The sequence below is a fragment of the Burkholderia sp. BCC0419 genome, from assembly GCF_902830285.1.
Classification (GTDB): domain Bacteria; phylum Pseudomonadota; class Gammaproteobacteria; order Burkholderiales; family Burkholderiaceae; genus Burkholderia.
Window position 1 is genome coordinate 486,994 of sequence record NZ_CADESR010000001.1, and the last position, 14,477, is coordinate 501,470.

Sequence of the window (14,477 nt, forward strand, 5' to 3'; positions counted from 1 at the left end):
GGCTCCCGCTCAGTTCTGGTGGTCGGTATGCACGGTCACGACCGCGGACAGGCCGGGGCGCAGCACGTGCTCGATGCCGGGCTGCGGATCGAGATGCACGCGCACGGGCACGCGCTGGACGATCTTCGTGAAGTTGCCGGTCGCGTTCTCGGGCGGCAGCACGCTGAAGGTCGCGCCGGTGGCGGGTGCGACGCTGTCGACGCGGCCGTGCAGTCGCGTGCTCGACGCATCGAGCGCGACGTCGACGCGATCGCCCGCGCGCATCTTGCGCAGCTGGTCTTCCTTGAAGTTCGCGTCGATCCACAGGCCGGACGCCGGTACGACCGTCAGCAGCGGCACGCCGACGTTCGCGAGCATCCCGACGCGGCCCGTGCGGTTGCCGACGTAACCGTCGACCGGCGAGCGGATCGTCGTGTATTCGACGTTGAGCGCTGCGACGCGTTGTGCCGCAAGCGCGGTGTTCACGCGGGCCCGCGCATCGGCGAGCTGCGCGCCGAGCACGTCGAGCTGTCGCTTCGACGCGAGCAGCGCGGCGTCGCTGCGTTCGACGGCCGCGCCGGCCTTCGAATAATCGGCGTCCGCGCGCTCGACGATCTGGTTCGATACGGCGTCCGACTTCACGAGCTCGCGGTAGCGCACGCGGTCCGATGCGGCACGCGTCAGTTCGGCCGACGACGCGTTCTTGTCCGCCGCGTGCTGGCCGATCACCGCGAATTGCAGTTGCTGCTTCGCTTCGAGTTCGGTCACGGCGGAGCGCGCGCTGTCGACTTCGGCGCTGGCCTGCGCGAGCTTCGCGTCGTAGTCGCGCGCATCGAGCTGCACGAGCACGTCGCCGGCCTTCACGCGCTGGTTGTCGGTCACGAGAATCTTGTCGACGAAGCCGTTGACCTTCGGCGCGAGCACCGTCACGTCGCCGCCGACATACGCGTCGTCGGTGCTTTCCTGGAAGCGCAGCACGAACAGCCAGTCGAGCGCGGCGGCCGCGACCACGACGACGACGGCGCCCACCGCGATGCGCATCCACGGCACGCGGCGTTGCTGTTTCGCGGGCTGCTCGGTTGTGGCTGCTTCGCGTGACGAGGCAGCGGCTTGGGTCGTATCCATCGATTCACCTATGTATATGCACTGATCAAAACGATCGACATCGTCGTGTCGATCGGGGAAGGGGCTAGCGTTCCGGCAGGTTGTGCGTGATCCGGAACAATTCGTCTCTCAGTCGGGCCGCCTGCGCCGACCCGAAGCACCGCTCGAACGCTTCCTGTGCGGCGAGCCAGTGCACGTGCGCATCGGCGACTTTCGTTTCGCCGTGTGCGGTCAGCGCGAACGTCTGGCCGCGGCACGGCGGCTCGATCCGGCCCGTCACCAGCGCCGCGCCGACCAGCGGCTTGAGCGCGCGCAGCAGCGCGGTGCGTTCGATCACCAGCACGTTCGACAGCGTCGCCATCGTCAGGCCGGGCCGGTCGCGCAGCAGCGCGAGGATGCTGTACTGCGACGGCGTGACGCCCGCCCGCGACAGGTAACGCTCATAGAACTGCGAGATCCGCCGGGCGGCTTGCCGGACCGCGAAGCAATCGTCATCGGTGAGCGTGGTCTTGTGCATGTGCACATGTTAGGTGGCGGGGCGGCGCGAAGCGAGCGGCGCGGCGGGATCAGATTGGTGTCGTGGCTGTATCAATCGGCGTCGGAAAGGCGCATTTGCGCCCGGTCACGCCGCCGCCGGAACGATCCAGCCTTCGCGGTCGCAATACGCGGCCGTGTAGTCGATGAACGCCTTCACCTTCGCGGGCAGCAGCGCGCGGTTCGCGTAGGCGAGCTTGATTTCGACGAACGCATCGACGAGATCGGCGCCTTCCAGCAACTGCACGAGCGCGCCGGACGCGAGTTGAGCCTCGACGAGCGTTCTCGGGACGACGCCGATGCCGAAGTCGTGCATCACCATTTCGCGGTTGAACACGGGGCTGTTCGACGAGATGTCGAAACGGAACGGCACGGTGAGCATGTTGCCGTCGACCCGGAACGACAGCGCCGGGCGGCGCAGCGACGGCGAGATTGGCACGAACGGATGATGGGCGAGGTCGGCCGGCGTCTCGGGGCGCGCATGCGCTTGCAGATACGCCGGCGTCGCGACGATCACGACCGGAATGCGCTCGACCAGCCGCACGACGGTCGATTCGCTCGTCAGCATGTACGGCACGACGATGCCGATGTCGTAGCCTTCGCCGACCAGGTCGACCGGGCGCTCGGTCAGCGTGACGTCGAGGCGCACGTTCGGATGCGCGGCCTTGAAGCCGGCGATCAGCGGCACGAGCCGGTTCAGCGCGGCCGTCGTATGCGCGACGAGGCGCAGCAGGCCTTCGGGCTCGCGCGTGTGCGTCTGCGCTTCCACTTCGAGCGCGTCGAGCTCGTCGAGCACGGCCGCGCAACGCTCGTAGATGCGCTCGGCCGTTTCGGTCAGCGACACCTGGCGCGTGGTCCGGTGCAGCAGCCGGCTGCCGAAACGCGCCTCCAGATCCGCGACCGCGCGCGATACGACCGGCCGCGCGAGGCCGTGCATGTCGGCGGCGCGCGTGAAGCTGCGCATCTCCACCACCGACCGGAAGATCCGCAGTTTGTCGATGTAGTCCATGTCCGTCTCCTTGACGCGATGGCCGGCCGCCGGCCCCGTTACGGCGGAGTGTACATTGACTTTATGCATATGCACATATAGATTGCCGAACATGAACGACATTCCGATTTCCGAGGCGTGCAACTGCCTCGCGCTGCGTCAGGCGGCGCGCTTCGTCACACAACTGTACGAACGCCATCTGGCCCCGGCCGGCGTCACGCCCGCCCAGTTCTCGATCATGGTGAACCTCAAACGCCGGCCCGGCCTGCTGATGAGCGAACTTGCCGATGCGCTCGTGATGGATCGCACGACCTTGCTGCGTGCGCTGAAGCCGTTGCAGCGAGACGGTTTCGTCGCGACGGCGGCGTCCGAGCACGATGCGCGCGCGCATGCGCTGCATCTCACGAAGCTCGGCGAGCGCACGTTCGCACAGGCGAAGGTCGCGTGGCAGGCCGCGCAGGACGAATTCGACACGCAGTTCGGCCGTGATCGCGCGAAGGCGTTGCGCGATGAGCTGTTCAGCCTGACGGCGGGACGCTAGGCGAGGGGCGGGCGGTTCGGTGTGGCGATCAACTGGTGCGAAATTCGAGCCATTGGTTGCCATCGAAGCATTGGGTCGTGAAAATTGGTTTTAATAACGTCCGGTTCGACGGTGATCTGGACAGTTTTTATTTCCAGTTGTAGAGTCCTCTGACTGAATTCATGAGCCGGCGCGGCCGCCGGCACGCGTCAGAGGAGCAACCGATGCTGCAGTTGAGTGACCGCGACGACGCAATGTTGCGCGGGGATTTCGGCGACGGCGTCGCCCGCGCAATGCGGATCGTCGCGCGCACCGCGCAAGTGATGTCCGCGCCGCACCTGATCGACATTACGTCCGCGCATATCGACGGCTGTCTGTATCACGGCCAGACGAGCCTCGACTTCGTCGACTATTTCGTCGAGACGGGCGCGAAGGTCGCGGTGCCGACCACCTTGAACGTCGGGTCGCTCGACCTGATCCATCCCGAGCTGTACCACGGCGACCGCACGATCCAGCGCGATGCGCAGCGCCTGATGGACGCGCATTTGCTGCTCGGCTGCGAATCGAGCTTCACGTGCGCGCCGTATCAGCTGAAGAATCGTCCCGCGATGGGCGAGCAGATCGCGTGGGCCGAATCGAATGCGATCGTGTTCGCGAACTCGGTACTCGGCGCGCGCACGAGCCGCTACGGCGATTTTCTCGACCTGGCCGCCGCGATCACCGGGCGTGCGCCGTATGCGGGGCTGCATGTCGATGCGAACCGCGCCGCGCGGATCGTGTTCAATGCGCCGGATTTCACCGGCCTGCCGTCGCGCGACATCCATTTCGCCGCGCTCGGTTTGGCGGTCGGCAAGATCGCGGGCGCGGTCGTGCCGGCGATCGTCGGGCTGCCGGCGGACACCACCGAGGACGAACTCAAGGCGCTCGGCGCGGCCGCCGCATCGAGCGGGGCCGTCGCGCTGTTCCATGCGGTCGGCGTGACGCCCGAGGCGCCGACGCTCGACGCCGCGTTGCACGGCCGCGCCGCGCAACGCACGGTCGATATCACGATGGCCGATCTCGACGAGATTCGCCGCACGCTGAATCACGGTGCGGCCGGCGACGCGCTCGTCGCGGTCGCGCTCGGCACGCCGCATTTTTCACTGGCCGAATTCCACACGCTCGACACGTTGCTCGACGCGTTCGACGGCAAGCCGGCCTGCGATTTCTACGTGAACACGAGCCGCTTCATTCTGTGGGAACTGGAGCAAGCCGGCCTCGCGGAGAAATTCGCCGCGCGCGGTATCCAGATCGTCGTCGATACCTGCACGTACATCACGCCGGTGATGAAGCAGTTGTCGGGGCTGGTGATGACCAACTCGGGGAAATGGGCGTCGTATGCGCCCGCGAACATCGGCGTGACGGTCGCGTACGGCAGCATGCGCGAATGCGTGCGCTCCGCGTACGAAGGCAAGGTGCGATTCGATGACTGAAGCGACGGGCAAATTCTTGACGGGCGACACGCTCGTGCCGGGCAGCGCGTGTGCGCGTCCGTTCATCCTCGACAAGCCGCTCAGCTTCTGGGGCGGCTACGACTCGGGCGCGGGCAGGATCGTCGATCGCGGGCATCCGCAGGCCGGCGCGAGCCTCGCCGGCAAGGTGATGGTGATGCCGCACGCGAAGGGTTCGAGTTCGAGCAGCAGCGTGCTCGCGGAAGCGGTGCGCAACGGCACCGGGCCGGTCGGGATCGTGCTGAAGGAGCGCGACCTGATCATCTCGATCGGCGCGATCGTGGCCGCGGAGCTGTATGCGATCGCGGTGCCGGTGGTGTGCGTGAGCGATGACGTGTACGACGCGATCGCCGCCGCCACGGGCGACGTGCGGATCGAAGCGGGCGAGGGCGACGGCGGCGCGCGGATTCATATCGGCCGCTGACGCGTCGCGCACATCTTTCGCGTTACTCGCGAGTTCCCGCAGCCGCCTCACGGTACGCGCTCGGCGTCTGCCCGGCCCAGCGCCGGAACGCGCGCGTGAAATTCGCCGGGTCGGTGAATTGCAGCCGCTCGGCGATCGTTTTCAGATCGAGATCCGACGCGGCGAGCAACTGCCTGGCGTCGCGAAACCGCGCTTCGTCGAGCAATTGCCGGTAGCTCGACCCCGCTTCCTCCAGCCGGCGCCGCAGCGTGCGCGTCGACACGAGCAGCGCGTCGGCGAGCGTGTCCGGCCCCGGATAATCGCCGGCTGCGCGCGCCAGTTCTGCCCGCACGCGCTCGACCAGATCGCCTTCCTCCTGCCGCACCTGCGCATACTCGCGCTCGACCTGCACGAGCGCCTGCCGGTGCGCGACTTCGTCGGCGAGCGGTAGCGGCCAGTCGAGCACGTCGCGCGCAATCCACAGCGCATTGGCCGCGCAGCCGAATGCCACCGGCGGTAACGTATCGCGATAGCGCGCGAAATACGCGGGCTCCGGCCACGCGAATTGCAGCCTGATCGGCGGTGACGCGCGGCCGGACCATTGCGAGATGTTCTGCGCGAGCCCCGTCAGCACGAATTCGAACATCACGTGATGCTGCAGCATGGGGTTCGCCTGCACGCCGTGCAGTTCGAGCGTCGCGCCGCGTTCGTCTTCCGCATAGGTCAGCCGGTACTGGCGATTGCGCATCCGGAAGTAGCGCTGCGTGACCGACAGCGCGTCGCGGATGTCCCGCGCGGTCAGCGTCGCGTAGCCGAGAAAGCCGTGCACGGTCGGCTTCAGCAGCAGCCCGAACGCGAGCCCGATGCCCGGATCGCCGCCGATTTCGATCGCGTTGAGCACGAGCCGCCCCCATTGCGACGGCGCAACGCGCGCGTCCGGTTCGGCCAGCACCGCGTCGCGCAGGCCCGTGCCGGCACGCACGGCGGCCAGGTCGACGCCGCGCGCGGCCAGCGCCTGCAGCAGCAGGCGCGTATAGGCGACCGGAATCGTCGGCCGGCGCAGCCCGAGTCGGTCTTTTCGGGACGGGGAAGTCATGTCGATTTGGCCGGAAATGACAAGCATTATGGCTGTTTGCCCCCTCACGTTCAAGGCGGCGCGCGCCTACGATGGCAGGCATCGCTTATTGGCCGAATCATCATGACGACTCCCTTTCCCCACCTGCTCGCACCGCTCGATCTCGGCTTCACGACGCTGAAGAATCGCGTGCTGATGGGCTCGATGCACACCGGCCTCGAGGACAGCCGCAAGACGCTGCCGCGCCTCGCCGAATATTTCGCCGAGCGTGCGCGCGGTGGAGTCGGCCTGATCGTGACGGGCGGCTTCGCGCCGAACGTGGCCGGCTGGACCAAGCCGTTCGGCGGCACGCTGATGACGTCGGCCGCCGCGCGCCGGCATCGCGAGATCACCGGCGCCGTGCATGCGGAGGACGGCAAGATCGCGCTGCAGATCCTGCATACGGGCCGCTACGGTTACCACCCGTTCGCGGTCGCGCCGTCGAAGATCAAGTCGCCGATCTCGCCGTTCGCGCCGCACGAACTGAGTGCGCGCGGCGTCGAGCGGCAGATCCGCGCGTTCGTGCGCTGCGCGACGCTCGCACGCGAAGCCGGTTACGACGGCGTCGAGATCATGGGCTCCGAGGGCTACCTGATCAACCAGTTCATCTCGATGCATACGAACAAGCGCACCGACCAGTGGGGCGGTTCGTACGAGAACCGCATCCGCTTGCCGATCGAGATCATCGAGCGCACGCGCGAAGCGGTCGGCCGCGACTTCATCCTGATCTATCGGCTGTCGATGCTCGACCTGATTCCGGACGGCAGCGACTGGCGCGAAACCGTGCAGCTCGCGAAGGCGGTCGAGCGCGCGGGCGCGACCATCATCAACACGGGGATCGGCTGGCACGAGGCGCGCGTGCCGACGATCGCGACATCGGTGCCGCGCGGCGCGTTCGCGTGGGTGACGAAGAAGATGAAGGGCGAGGTCGGCATCCCGCTCGTGACGACCAACCGGATCAACCGGCCCGAAGTGGCCGAGCAGATTCTCGCGGACGGCTACGCGGACATGGTGTCGATGGCGCGCCCGCTGCTCGCGGATGCCGAGTTCGTCGTCAAGGCCGCGCAGGGCCGTGCCGACGAGATCAATACCTGCATCGGCTGCAACCAGGCATGCCTCGATCATGCGTTCAAGAACCGAATCGCGTCGTGCCTGCTGAATCCGCGCGCGTGCCACGAGACGGAGCTGAAATACACGCCCGCGTCGCAGCCGAAGCGGATCGCGGTGGTCGGCGCGGGGCCGGCCGGGCTCGCCTGCTCGACGGTGCTTGCGCAGCGCGGCCATCAGGTCGACCTGTTCGACTGCGCGGCCGAGATCGGCGGCCAGTTCAACATGGCGAAGCGGGTTCCGGGCAAGGAGGAGTTTCACGAAGCGCTGAGCTACTTCGGCCGGCAGGTCGAGCTGACCGGCGTGAAGCTGCACCTGAACCGCCGCGTCGACGCGAGCGACCTGATCGCGGGCGGTTACGACGAGATCGTGCTTGCGACCGGCGTCGCGCCGCGCGACCCGAAGATTCCGGGGCAGGACGGGCCGAACGTGCTCAGCTATGTCGACGTGCTCGCCGGCAAACAGCCGGTCGGCCGGCGGGTCGCGGTAGTCGGCGCGGGCGGGATCGGCTTCGATGTCGCCGAATATCTGGTGCAGGACGGCGAGTCGCCGGCACTCGATCTCGAAGAATGGAAAGCGGAGTGGGGCGTGACCGATCCGGCCGCGACGCGCGGCGGCGTGACGCGTGCGCAGGTGTCGGCGCCGGCGCGAGAAGTGACGCTGCTGCAGCGCAAGGCCGCGCCGCTCGGCAAGGGGCTTGGCAAGACGACCGGCTGGATTCACCGTGCGACGCTGAAGATGAAGCAGGTGAAGATGATCGGCGGCGTGAACTACGAGCGGATCGATGCGCGCGGGCTGCATGTGTCGTACGGCGAGCAGCGTACCGATCACGAACTGATCGAAGCCGACACGATCGTGCTCTGCACGGGGCAGGAGCCGCAACGTGCGTTGCTCGCGCCGTTGCAGGCCGCCGGGCGCTCGGTGCACCTGATCGGCGGCGCGGAACTGGCCGCCGAACTCGATGCGAAGCGTGCGATCGATCAGGGCTCACGGCTCGCAGCGCGGTTGTAACGGGCGGCTGCGACGCTCATCCGGACGTTTGTCGCGTGGCGATGATCGGCTGACGGGACGGTGCGCGGCTCTTGCCACAGGATGCGCCGATTCGCGGGCGCAGAACTATAACGAGCCGCAGCGCCGACCGCGCCACTAGGAAACATGGCGGCGCGAACCCGGCCGACCGTGACCGCGATCGGCCGGCGCGGCTCAGGCCGCTTCGGCCCGCTCTTCCGCTTCCGCTTCGAGCATCGCCTTGACGATCAGGTAGATGGCCGGCAGGTCGTCGTCGTCGCGGCGCCAGTCGACCGGCTCCTCGACGTCCGCCGCGACCAGCCGGCTGTCGCGCAGCCGGATGAACGCGTCGACGACGGCCGGATCATTGCGGTTCAGGAAGCCGGCATTCGAGAACGCCAGCTCCTCGACGTTCAGCAGCGCCTGCCAGCTCATCGTGCGAACGGCCGCCGGGTGAGTGCGGCGGCGCAGGCCGAGCGCCCGCTGCGCGGGGCCGCCCGCGACACGCTGCAGATCGACGACCGCCCGCTGCGCGGCGCGCTCGAAATGGACGGGATTGAAGCCGGGTTGCTCGGGATCGAATGCGGAAGCCTGGAACATGGTCGCCTCACAAAAGTCCGTTCGTCTTGGATGACGGAATTCGGGTCAAATGGTGCAAAAAGCACTGTAAATATATACAGTGTTTGGTGCGGTTTCAAGTCCCGAATGCAGGATTTCGTGCGCCGGCGCTCGACGCGGGCGATTCGCATCGATCGGGCGAACGATTTACACCGCTGCCGCGATCGTCTCCCGCAGCCATCGATGCGCCGGATCGCGATGCACGCGCTCGTGCCACAGCATCGACATTTCATAGCCGGGCACCTCGACCGGTGCGTCCACCACGCGCAGCGCGGGCACGTCGCGCACCAGCCGCTCGGGCAGCATCGCGACGAGGTCGGTGCTTGCGACGGCCGACATCACGAACAGGAAGTGCGGCACCGACAGCACGACGCGCCGCGCGGCCCCCACCTTCGCGAGCGCTTCGTCCGTCACGGCGAAGAAGCCGCCGCCGTCGGGCGACACGATCACGTGCTCGAGCGTGCCGAACTGCGCGAGCGTGGGGCGCCGCTTCAGCTTCGGGTGACCGGCGCGGCCGATCAGCACGTAACGCTCGACGAACAGCGGCAGTCGTCGCATGCCGGGCGGCGACCCTTCTGTCGTATGGAAGGCCAGGTCGATGCCGTTTCGTTCGGCATCCTGCTCGATGCGCGGCGGCACGAGTTCGACGACGGCCAGCCGCGTGCCGGGCGCGGTCGAACGCAGCGTGCGCAGCGCGGGCAGCACGATCGTCGATTCGCCGTAGTCGGTCGCGGCCACGCGCCACGTGTTCGTCGCGGTCGCGGGATCGAACGGCGTGGCGGGGATCACCGCGCGCTCGACGGCTTCGAGCGCATCGCGCAACGGCTCGCGCAGCGCTTCCGCGCGCGCGGTCGGCCGCATCCCGCGCGGCCCGGGCAGCAGCAGCGGATCGCCGAACACGTCGCGCAGTTTCTGCAACTGCACGCTGACCGATGGCTGCGACATGTTCAGCTTTTCGGCCGCGCGCGTGACGTTGTGCTCGGCGAGCAGCACGTCCAGCGTGACGAGCAGGTTCAGATCGAGCCTTCTGAGATTATTCATCGCTATACCTGGAATATCAGGAATTCATTTCAAATATACCGTTGAAGGCGGCATCCTGCAGTCATTCAATCCACGGAGTGACCAACATGAATGTGCTGATCGTGTATGCCCATCCCGAGCCGCGTTCGCTGAACGGCGCGCTGCGCGACTTCGCGGTCGCGCAACTCGAAGCGGCCGGCCACGCGGTGCAGGTGACCGACCTGTATGCGATGAACTGGAAGGCGGTGCTGGATGAGAACGACGTGACCGATCGTGCGCCCGACGCACGGTTCGATCCGTCGCTCGATTCGAAGCGCGCGTTCGCGACGGGTACGCAAAGCGAAGACATCGCGCGCGAGCAGGACAAGCTGAAGTGGGCCGACGCGGTGATCCTGCAGTTTCCGCTGTGGTGGTTCTCGATGCCGGCGATCATGAAGGGCTGGTTCGAGCGCGTGTACGCGTACGGCTTTGCGTACGGCGTCGGCGAGCATTCCGATACGCACTGGGGCGACCGCTACGGCGAAGGGATGCTGGCAGGCAAGCGGGCGATGGTGATCGTCACGACGGGCGGGTGGGAACCGCACTACAGCCCGCGCGGCATCAACGGACCGATCGACGACTTGCTGTTCCCGATCCAGCACGGGGTGCTGTATTACCCGGGGTTCGACGTGCTGCCGCCGTTCGTGATCTATCGGACGGGCAAGATGAACGCCGCGCGCTTCGACGAAACGCGCGCGGCGCTCGGCCGGCGTCTCGACGATCTGTGGACCACGCCGCCGATTCCGTTCCGCCGGCAGAACACGGGCGATTACGAGATTCCGGCGCTGACGTTGAAAGAGGAGATCGCACCGGGGAAGGTGGGGTTCACCGCGCATTTGACCGCCTGACGGTTGCTGCCCCCCCCGATGCGGGGTGACACGGCTAACCGCAGCCAAACACAAATTGCAACATGCAAAAGACCCGGGCGGCCTGCGTGACATCGCCGGCCGCCCGGGTCGTGCGGATCGTGCATTTGGTGCATTTCGTGGCCGTGGGTCACGGCCGCGATTCAGCGTGGCTTACCGATCGTCTTCCCGCACCGACGACGGATGCCGGCACAGCGCCCGCACCTCCATCTCCATATACGGAAACAGCGGCAGCTGACTCAGCGTGTCATGCAGCTGCTGCACGCTTTCGACGTCGAAGATACTGACGTTCGCATACTGCCCGGCGATCCGCCACAGATGACGCCAGGTCCCTTCGTTCATCAGCCGCTGGCACATCGCCTTTTCTTCGGCCTTCAGCGTGGCCGCCTTGACCGGATCCATGTCCGCCGGCAGGCGAACGGTCATTTCCACATGAAACAGCATCCTGCACTCCTTGCGTTGTCGATTCGTCGAACGGGAAGGGCGCTCACGCCTGCGCGCGGGCTCGCTCGACCTCGCTTCCCGGCACATCCTGCTTTTCCTTGAGCAGCGAGAAGTCGAAGTCGATCAGCGCGAACTGCCCGTCGACGCCGTACGGCTTGCCTTCCGCGCCCTCCGCCTGCCTGACCGGCGGGATCAGCCCGTCGCGCGTCGCGAACGCGAAGTCGTCCCACAGATGCGGATCGCCATCGATGTTGATCTGCGTCGTCAGCTTACGATACCCGTCCGCGGAAACGAAGAAGTGAATGTGCGCCGGACGATGGCCGTGGCGGCCGAGCTGGTCGAGCAGTTGCTCGGTCTTGCTGCCCGGCGGCACGCTGTAGCCGACCGGCAGCACGCTGCGGAAGCTGTAACGGCCTTCGGCATCGGTGCGGATCGAGCGGCGCAGGTTGAACGCGGGCTGCGACGGGTCGAAGTACGAGTAATTGCCCAGATGGTTCGCATGCCACACCTCGACCAGCGCGTTCGCGAGCGGCGCGCCGTCCTGGCCGAGCACCTGGCCGCGCATGATCAGCGTCTGGCCAGGATCGGTGCCGTCGTCGAGACGCGCGTGGCCGACCGATTCCGGCGCGCCGGCGACATACAGCGGCCCTTCGATCGTGCGCGGCGTGCCGCCCTGGATGCCGGCCTTTGCCTCGGCTTCGTCCATCCGCACGTCGAGGAAGCGCTCGAGGCCGAGGCCCGCGGCGATCAGCCCGAATTCGCGGCCGGCTTCGTTCAGGTAGTTCAGGGCCGTCCAGAACTCGCTCGGCTGCACGTCGAAGTCCTCGATCGTGTAGCAGAGGTCCTTCACGATCCGGTTGACGATCGCGCGCACGCGCGGGTTGCCGGGTTTCTCGGCGGCGTCGTCGAAGGTCTTCAGCAGTGCGTCGATGGCTGGCTTGTTCATCTGTGTCTCCGGTTTCGGTTGTCGTGTGGGGATCAGCGGGCGTCGCGTCGCATCCGTTCGATGCGGGCCCAGTCGAAGGTGAGGCCGAGGCCGGGCGTCGCCGGCAGATGCAGCTTGAAATCCTGGTAGCGCAGCGGCTCGACGAGGATCTCCTCGGTGAGCAGCAGCGGGCCGAACAGTTCGGTGCCCCATTTCAGCGAGTCGAACGTGCTGAACAGTTGCGCGGACGCCATCGTGCCGGCCGCGCCTTCGAGCATCGTGCCGCCGTACAGTTCGATGCCGGCCGCCGCCGCGATCGACGCCACGCTCGCCGCGCCCTGCAGGCCGCCCGATTGCGCGATCTTCACCGCGAACACGTCGGCCGCGCGATCCTGCGCGAGCGCGAACGCATCGACGGGGCCGTGCAGCGCCTCGTCGGCCATGATCGGCACCTGCGCGAGCTGCGTGAGGCGTTTCAGCCCCGCGCGGTTGGTCGCTGCGATCGGCTGCTCGACGAGGCTCACACCGGCGTCGGCGAGCCGCGCGCCGGCCCAGATCGCATCGGTTTCGCTCCATGCCTGGTTCACGTCGACCCGCACGTCGCCGCGCTCGCCGAGCGCGCGCTTGATCGCGACCACGTGGGCCACGTCGTCGGCGACCGCGTTCGACCCGATCTTCAGCTTGAACGCGCGATGGCGGCGGGCGTCGAGCATCGCTTCGGCTTCCGCGATGTCGCGCTGCGTGTCGCCGCTCGCGAGCGTCCACGCGACATCGACCGCATCGGTCCGGCGCCCGCCGAACAGCTCGGACAGCGGCACGCTGAGACGACGCGCCTGCGCGTCGAACAGCGCGGTCTCGATCGCGCATTTCGCGAAGCGGTTGCCCTGGAACAGCTTGCGCGCACGCGCCATCGCGGCGCCCGGGCGCGTCGCGTCTATGCCCTGCAGCAGCGGCGCGAAATAGGTGTCGAGGTTGACCTTGATGCTTTCGGGGCTCTCCTCGCCATACGCGAGACCGCCGATGGTCGTCGCCTCGCCGACGCCTTCGATACCGTCCGTGCATCGAATTCGGACCAGTACGAGCGTCTGGCAATGCATCGTGGTGACCGACAATTTGTGGGGCCTGATCGTCGGCACGTCGACCAGCAAGGTCTCGATGCGCTCGATGGTGGCGGCAGTTGCTATCATGCGATTCCTCCTGTTGGTGCACATGGTAGGAATTCCCGCCCCGCGTCGTCCAACACTCTTTCCGACTACTTCCATACCTTTGAGGCATGAAATGGAATTGCGTCAGCTCCGCTACTTCATCGCCGTCGCCGAGGAAATGAACATCACGCGGGCCGCGGAGCGGCTGCACATGACGCAGCCGCCGCTGAGCCGCCAGATCCAGGCGATCGAGGACGAGATCGGATTGCCGCTGTTCGAGCGCGGTGCGCGGCCGCTGAAACTGACCGATGCCGGGCGCGTGTTCTATGCGCAGGCGAAACGTCTGGTCGACCAGGCCGACGAGCTCGGGCCGCTGACGCGGCGGCTCGCGCAACTGTCGGAGCGGATCGTGATCGGCTTCGTGCCGTCGACGCTGTACGGCGCGCTGCCGGACGTGATCCGCGCGTTTCGCGAGGCGCACCCGGACGTCGAGTTGTCGCTGATCGAAATGTTCACGCTCGAACAGCTCGGCGCGCTGAAGGGCGGGCGGATCGACGTGGGGTTCGGCCGCTTGCGCTTCGACGACGACCAACTGGTGCGCGAGGCGCTGATCGAGGAGAAGCTGATCGCGGCGCTGCCGGTCGGGCATCGGCTCGCCGATCCGGCCCGGCCGCTGACGCTCGCGGATCTCGCGACCGAGACGATGATCGTCTACCCGAGCACGCCGCGGCCGAGCTTCGCCGATCAGCAGTTGTCGGCGCTGCGCGACGGTGCGGTCGTGCCGGCGGCCGTGCACGAGGTGCGCGAGTTGCAGACGGCGCTCGGGCTCGTCGCCGCGCAGGTGGGCGTGTCGCTGGTGCCGGAGAGCGTGGAGGGCGTGCGCGTGAAGGGCGTCGTCTATCGGCGGCTGCCGGAGCCGGGCGCGACGTCGCCGATCATCATGAGCCGCCGGCTGCACGGCGAAAGCGCCGTCACGGCGGCGTTCTGCGCGATTGCGCGGGAGATGATCGTGCCGGCGGCGTGAGGGCTGCCGGCCGACCGAAAAACGATCGCCGCGTGTGCCGATTATTGCCGCACATGGTTTTTTCTATCCCGCCGCCGGCGGATAAATCGGCCGTATCGCTCTCCGTAAACAGGGTTGGAAGCGGGGTTTCCCGTTCCGCATCGCCCTGG

Annotated in this window: 15 protein-coding genes; 6 read left to right on the top strand and 9 right to left on the bottom strand. The window is 67.3% G+C overall.

Features of this window, described 5'->3' with window-relative positions; all coding sequences use genetic code 11:
• Positions 1-9: 9 nt before the first annotated feature.
• The 3 genes from HWW87_RS02205 to HWW87_RS02215 form a co-directional block, all read right to left on the bottom strand.
• Positions 10-1,104 carry an HlyD family secretion protein gene (locus HWW87_RS02205; RefSeq protein WP_175819065.1) on the bottom strand — a complete coding sequence of 365 codons (1,095 nt, stop codon included), beginning with the start codon at positions 1,102-1,104 and terminating at the stop codon, positions 10-12.
• Positions 1,105-1,168: 64 nt separating this feature from the next.
• Positions 1,169-1,600 (bottom strand): MarR family winged helix-turn-helix transcriptional regulator, encoded by a 432-nt coding sequence (locus HWW87_RS02210; protein ID WP_012338530.1) that lies wholly within the window; start codon positions 1,598-1,600, stop codon positions 1,169-1,171.
• Positions 1,601-1,705: 105 nt separating this feature from the next.
• A complete protein-coding gene (locus HWW87_RS02215; protein ID WP_175819066.1) occupies positions 1,706-2,626 on the bottom strand; it encodes a LysR family transcriptional regulator in 921 nt (306 codons plus the stop codon).
• A 91-nt stretch (positions 2,627-2,717) separates the two neighbouring features.
• Here HWW87_RS02215 and HWW87_RS02220 point away from each other — a divergent pair, with 91 nt between their 5' ends.
• From HWW87_RS02220 to HWW87_RS02230, 3 genes are all read left to right on the top strand, one after another.
• Positions 2,718-3,146, top strand: a complete 429-nt coding sequence (locus HWW87_RS02220; RefSeq protein ID WP_175819067.1) for a MarR family winged helix-turn-helix transcriptional regulator — start codon at positions 2,718-2,720, stop codon at positions 3,144-3,146.
• Between the two features lie 203 nt (positions 3,147-3,349).
• Positions 3,350-4,597, top strand: coding sequence for an aconitase X (locus HWW87_RS02225; protein ID WP_175819068.1), 1,248 nt, complete (start codon positions 3,350-3,352; stop codon positions 4,595-4,597).
• Complete coding sequence (locus HWW87_RS02230; protein WP_175819069.1) at positions 4,590-5,039, top strand: DUF126 domain-containing protein; 450 nt, start codon at positions 4,590-4,592, stop codon at positions 5,037-5,039. The genes HWW87_RS02225 and HWW87_RS02230 overlap by 8 nt, the downstream gene beginning before the upstream one ends.
• A 22-nt stretch (positions 5,040-5,061) precedes the next feature.
• Here the strand turns inward: HWW87_RS02230 and HWW87_RS02235 are convergent, their stop codons facing one another.
• Positions 5,062-6,141, bottom strand: a complete 1,080-nt coding sequence (locus HWW87_RS02235) for an AraC family transcriptional regulator (RefSeq protein WP_175819070.1) — start codon at positions 6,139-6,141, stop codon at positions 5,062-5,064.
• A 75-nt stretch (positions 6,142-6,216) separates the two neighbouring features.
• Here HWW87_RS02235 and HWW87_RS02240 point away from each other — a divergent pair, with 75 nt between their 5' ends.
• Positions 6,217-8,250 (top strand): NADPH-dependent 2,4-dienoyl-CoA reductase, encoded by a 2,034-nt coding sequence (locus HWW87_RS02240; RefSeq protein WP_175819071.1) that lies wholly within the window; start codon positions 6,217-6,219, stop codon positions 8,248-8,250.
• Positions 8,251-8,442: 192 nt separating this feature from the next.
• Here the strand turns inward: HWW87_RS02240 and HWW87_RS02245 are convergent, their stop codons facing one another.
• Positions 8,443-8,847 carry a DUF2471 family protein gene (locus HWW87_RS02245; RefSeq protein ID WP_175819072.1) on the bottom strand — a complete coding sequence of 135 codons (405 nt, stop codon included), beginning with the start codon at positions 8,845-8,847 and terminating at the stop codon, positions 8,443-8,445.
• A 165-nt stretch (positions 8,848-9,012) separates the two neighbouring features.
• Complete coding sequence (locus HWW87_RS02250; protein WP_175819073.1) at positions 9,013-9,906, bottom strand: LysR family transcriptional regulator; 894 nt, start codon at positions 9,904-9,906, stop codon at positions 9,013-9,015.
• A gap of 86 nt (positions 9,907-9,992) precedes the next feature.
• Here HWW87_RS02250 and HWW87_RS02255 point away from each other — a divergent pair, with 86 nt between their 5' ends.
• On the top strand, positions 9,993-10,772 hold the full coding sequence (locus HWW87_RS02255) for an NAD(P)H-dependent oxidoreductase (RefSeq protein ID WP_175819074.1): 780 nt from the start codon (positions 9,993-9,995) through the stop codon (positions 10,770-10,772).
• Positions 10,773-10,943: 171 nt separating this feature from the next.
• On the opposite strand, the gene catC is transcribed toward HWW87_RS02255, so the two are convergent.
• From catC to HWW87_RS02270, 3 genes are read right to left on the bottom strand one after another with little or no spacing between them, the layout of a single operon-like run.
• Positions 10,944-11,234: a muconolactone Delta-isomerase gene (gene catC / locus HWW87_RS02260; protein WP_175819075.1), complete on the bottom strand. Its 291-nt coding sequence runs from the start codon at positions 11,232-11,234 to the stop codon at positions 10,944-10,946.
• A gap of 43 nt (positions 11,235-11,277) precedes the next feature.
• Positions 11,278-12,180 carry a catechol 1,2-dioxygenase gene (catA, locus tag HWW87_RS02265; RefSeq protein WP_175819076.1) on the bottom strand — a complete coding sequence of 301 codons (903 nt, stop codon included), beginning with the start codon at positions 12,178-12,180 and terminating at the stop codon, positions 11,278-11,280.
• Positions 12,181-12,212: 32 nt separating this feature from the next.
• Positions 12,213-13,346, bottom strand: a complete 1,134-nt coding sequence (locus HWW87_RS02270) for a muconate/chloromuconate family cycloisomerase (RefSeq protein ID WP_175819077.1) — start codon at positions 13,344-13,346, stop codon at positions 12,213-12,215.
• A gap of 91 nt (positions 13,347-13,437) precedes the next feature.
• Here HWW87_RS02270 and HWW87_RS02275 point away from each other — a divergent pair, with 91 nt between their 5' ends.
• Positions 13,438-14,328: a LysR family transcriptional regulator gene (locus HWW87_RS02275; RefSeq protein WP_175819078.1), complete on the top strand. Its 891-nt coding sequence runs from the start codon at positions 13,438-13,440 to the stop codon at positions 14,326-14,328.
• The last annotated feature ends 149 nt before the right edge of the window (positions 14,329-14,477 follow it).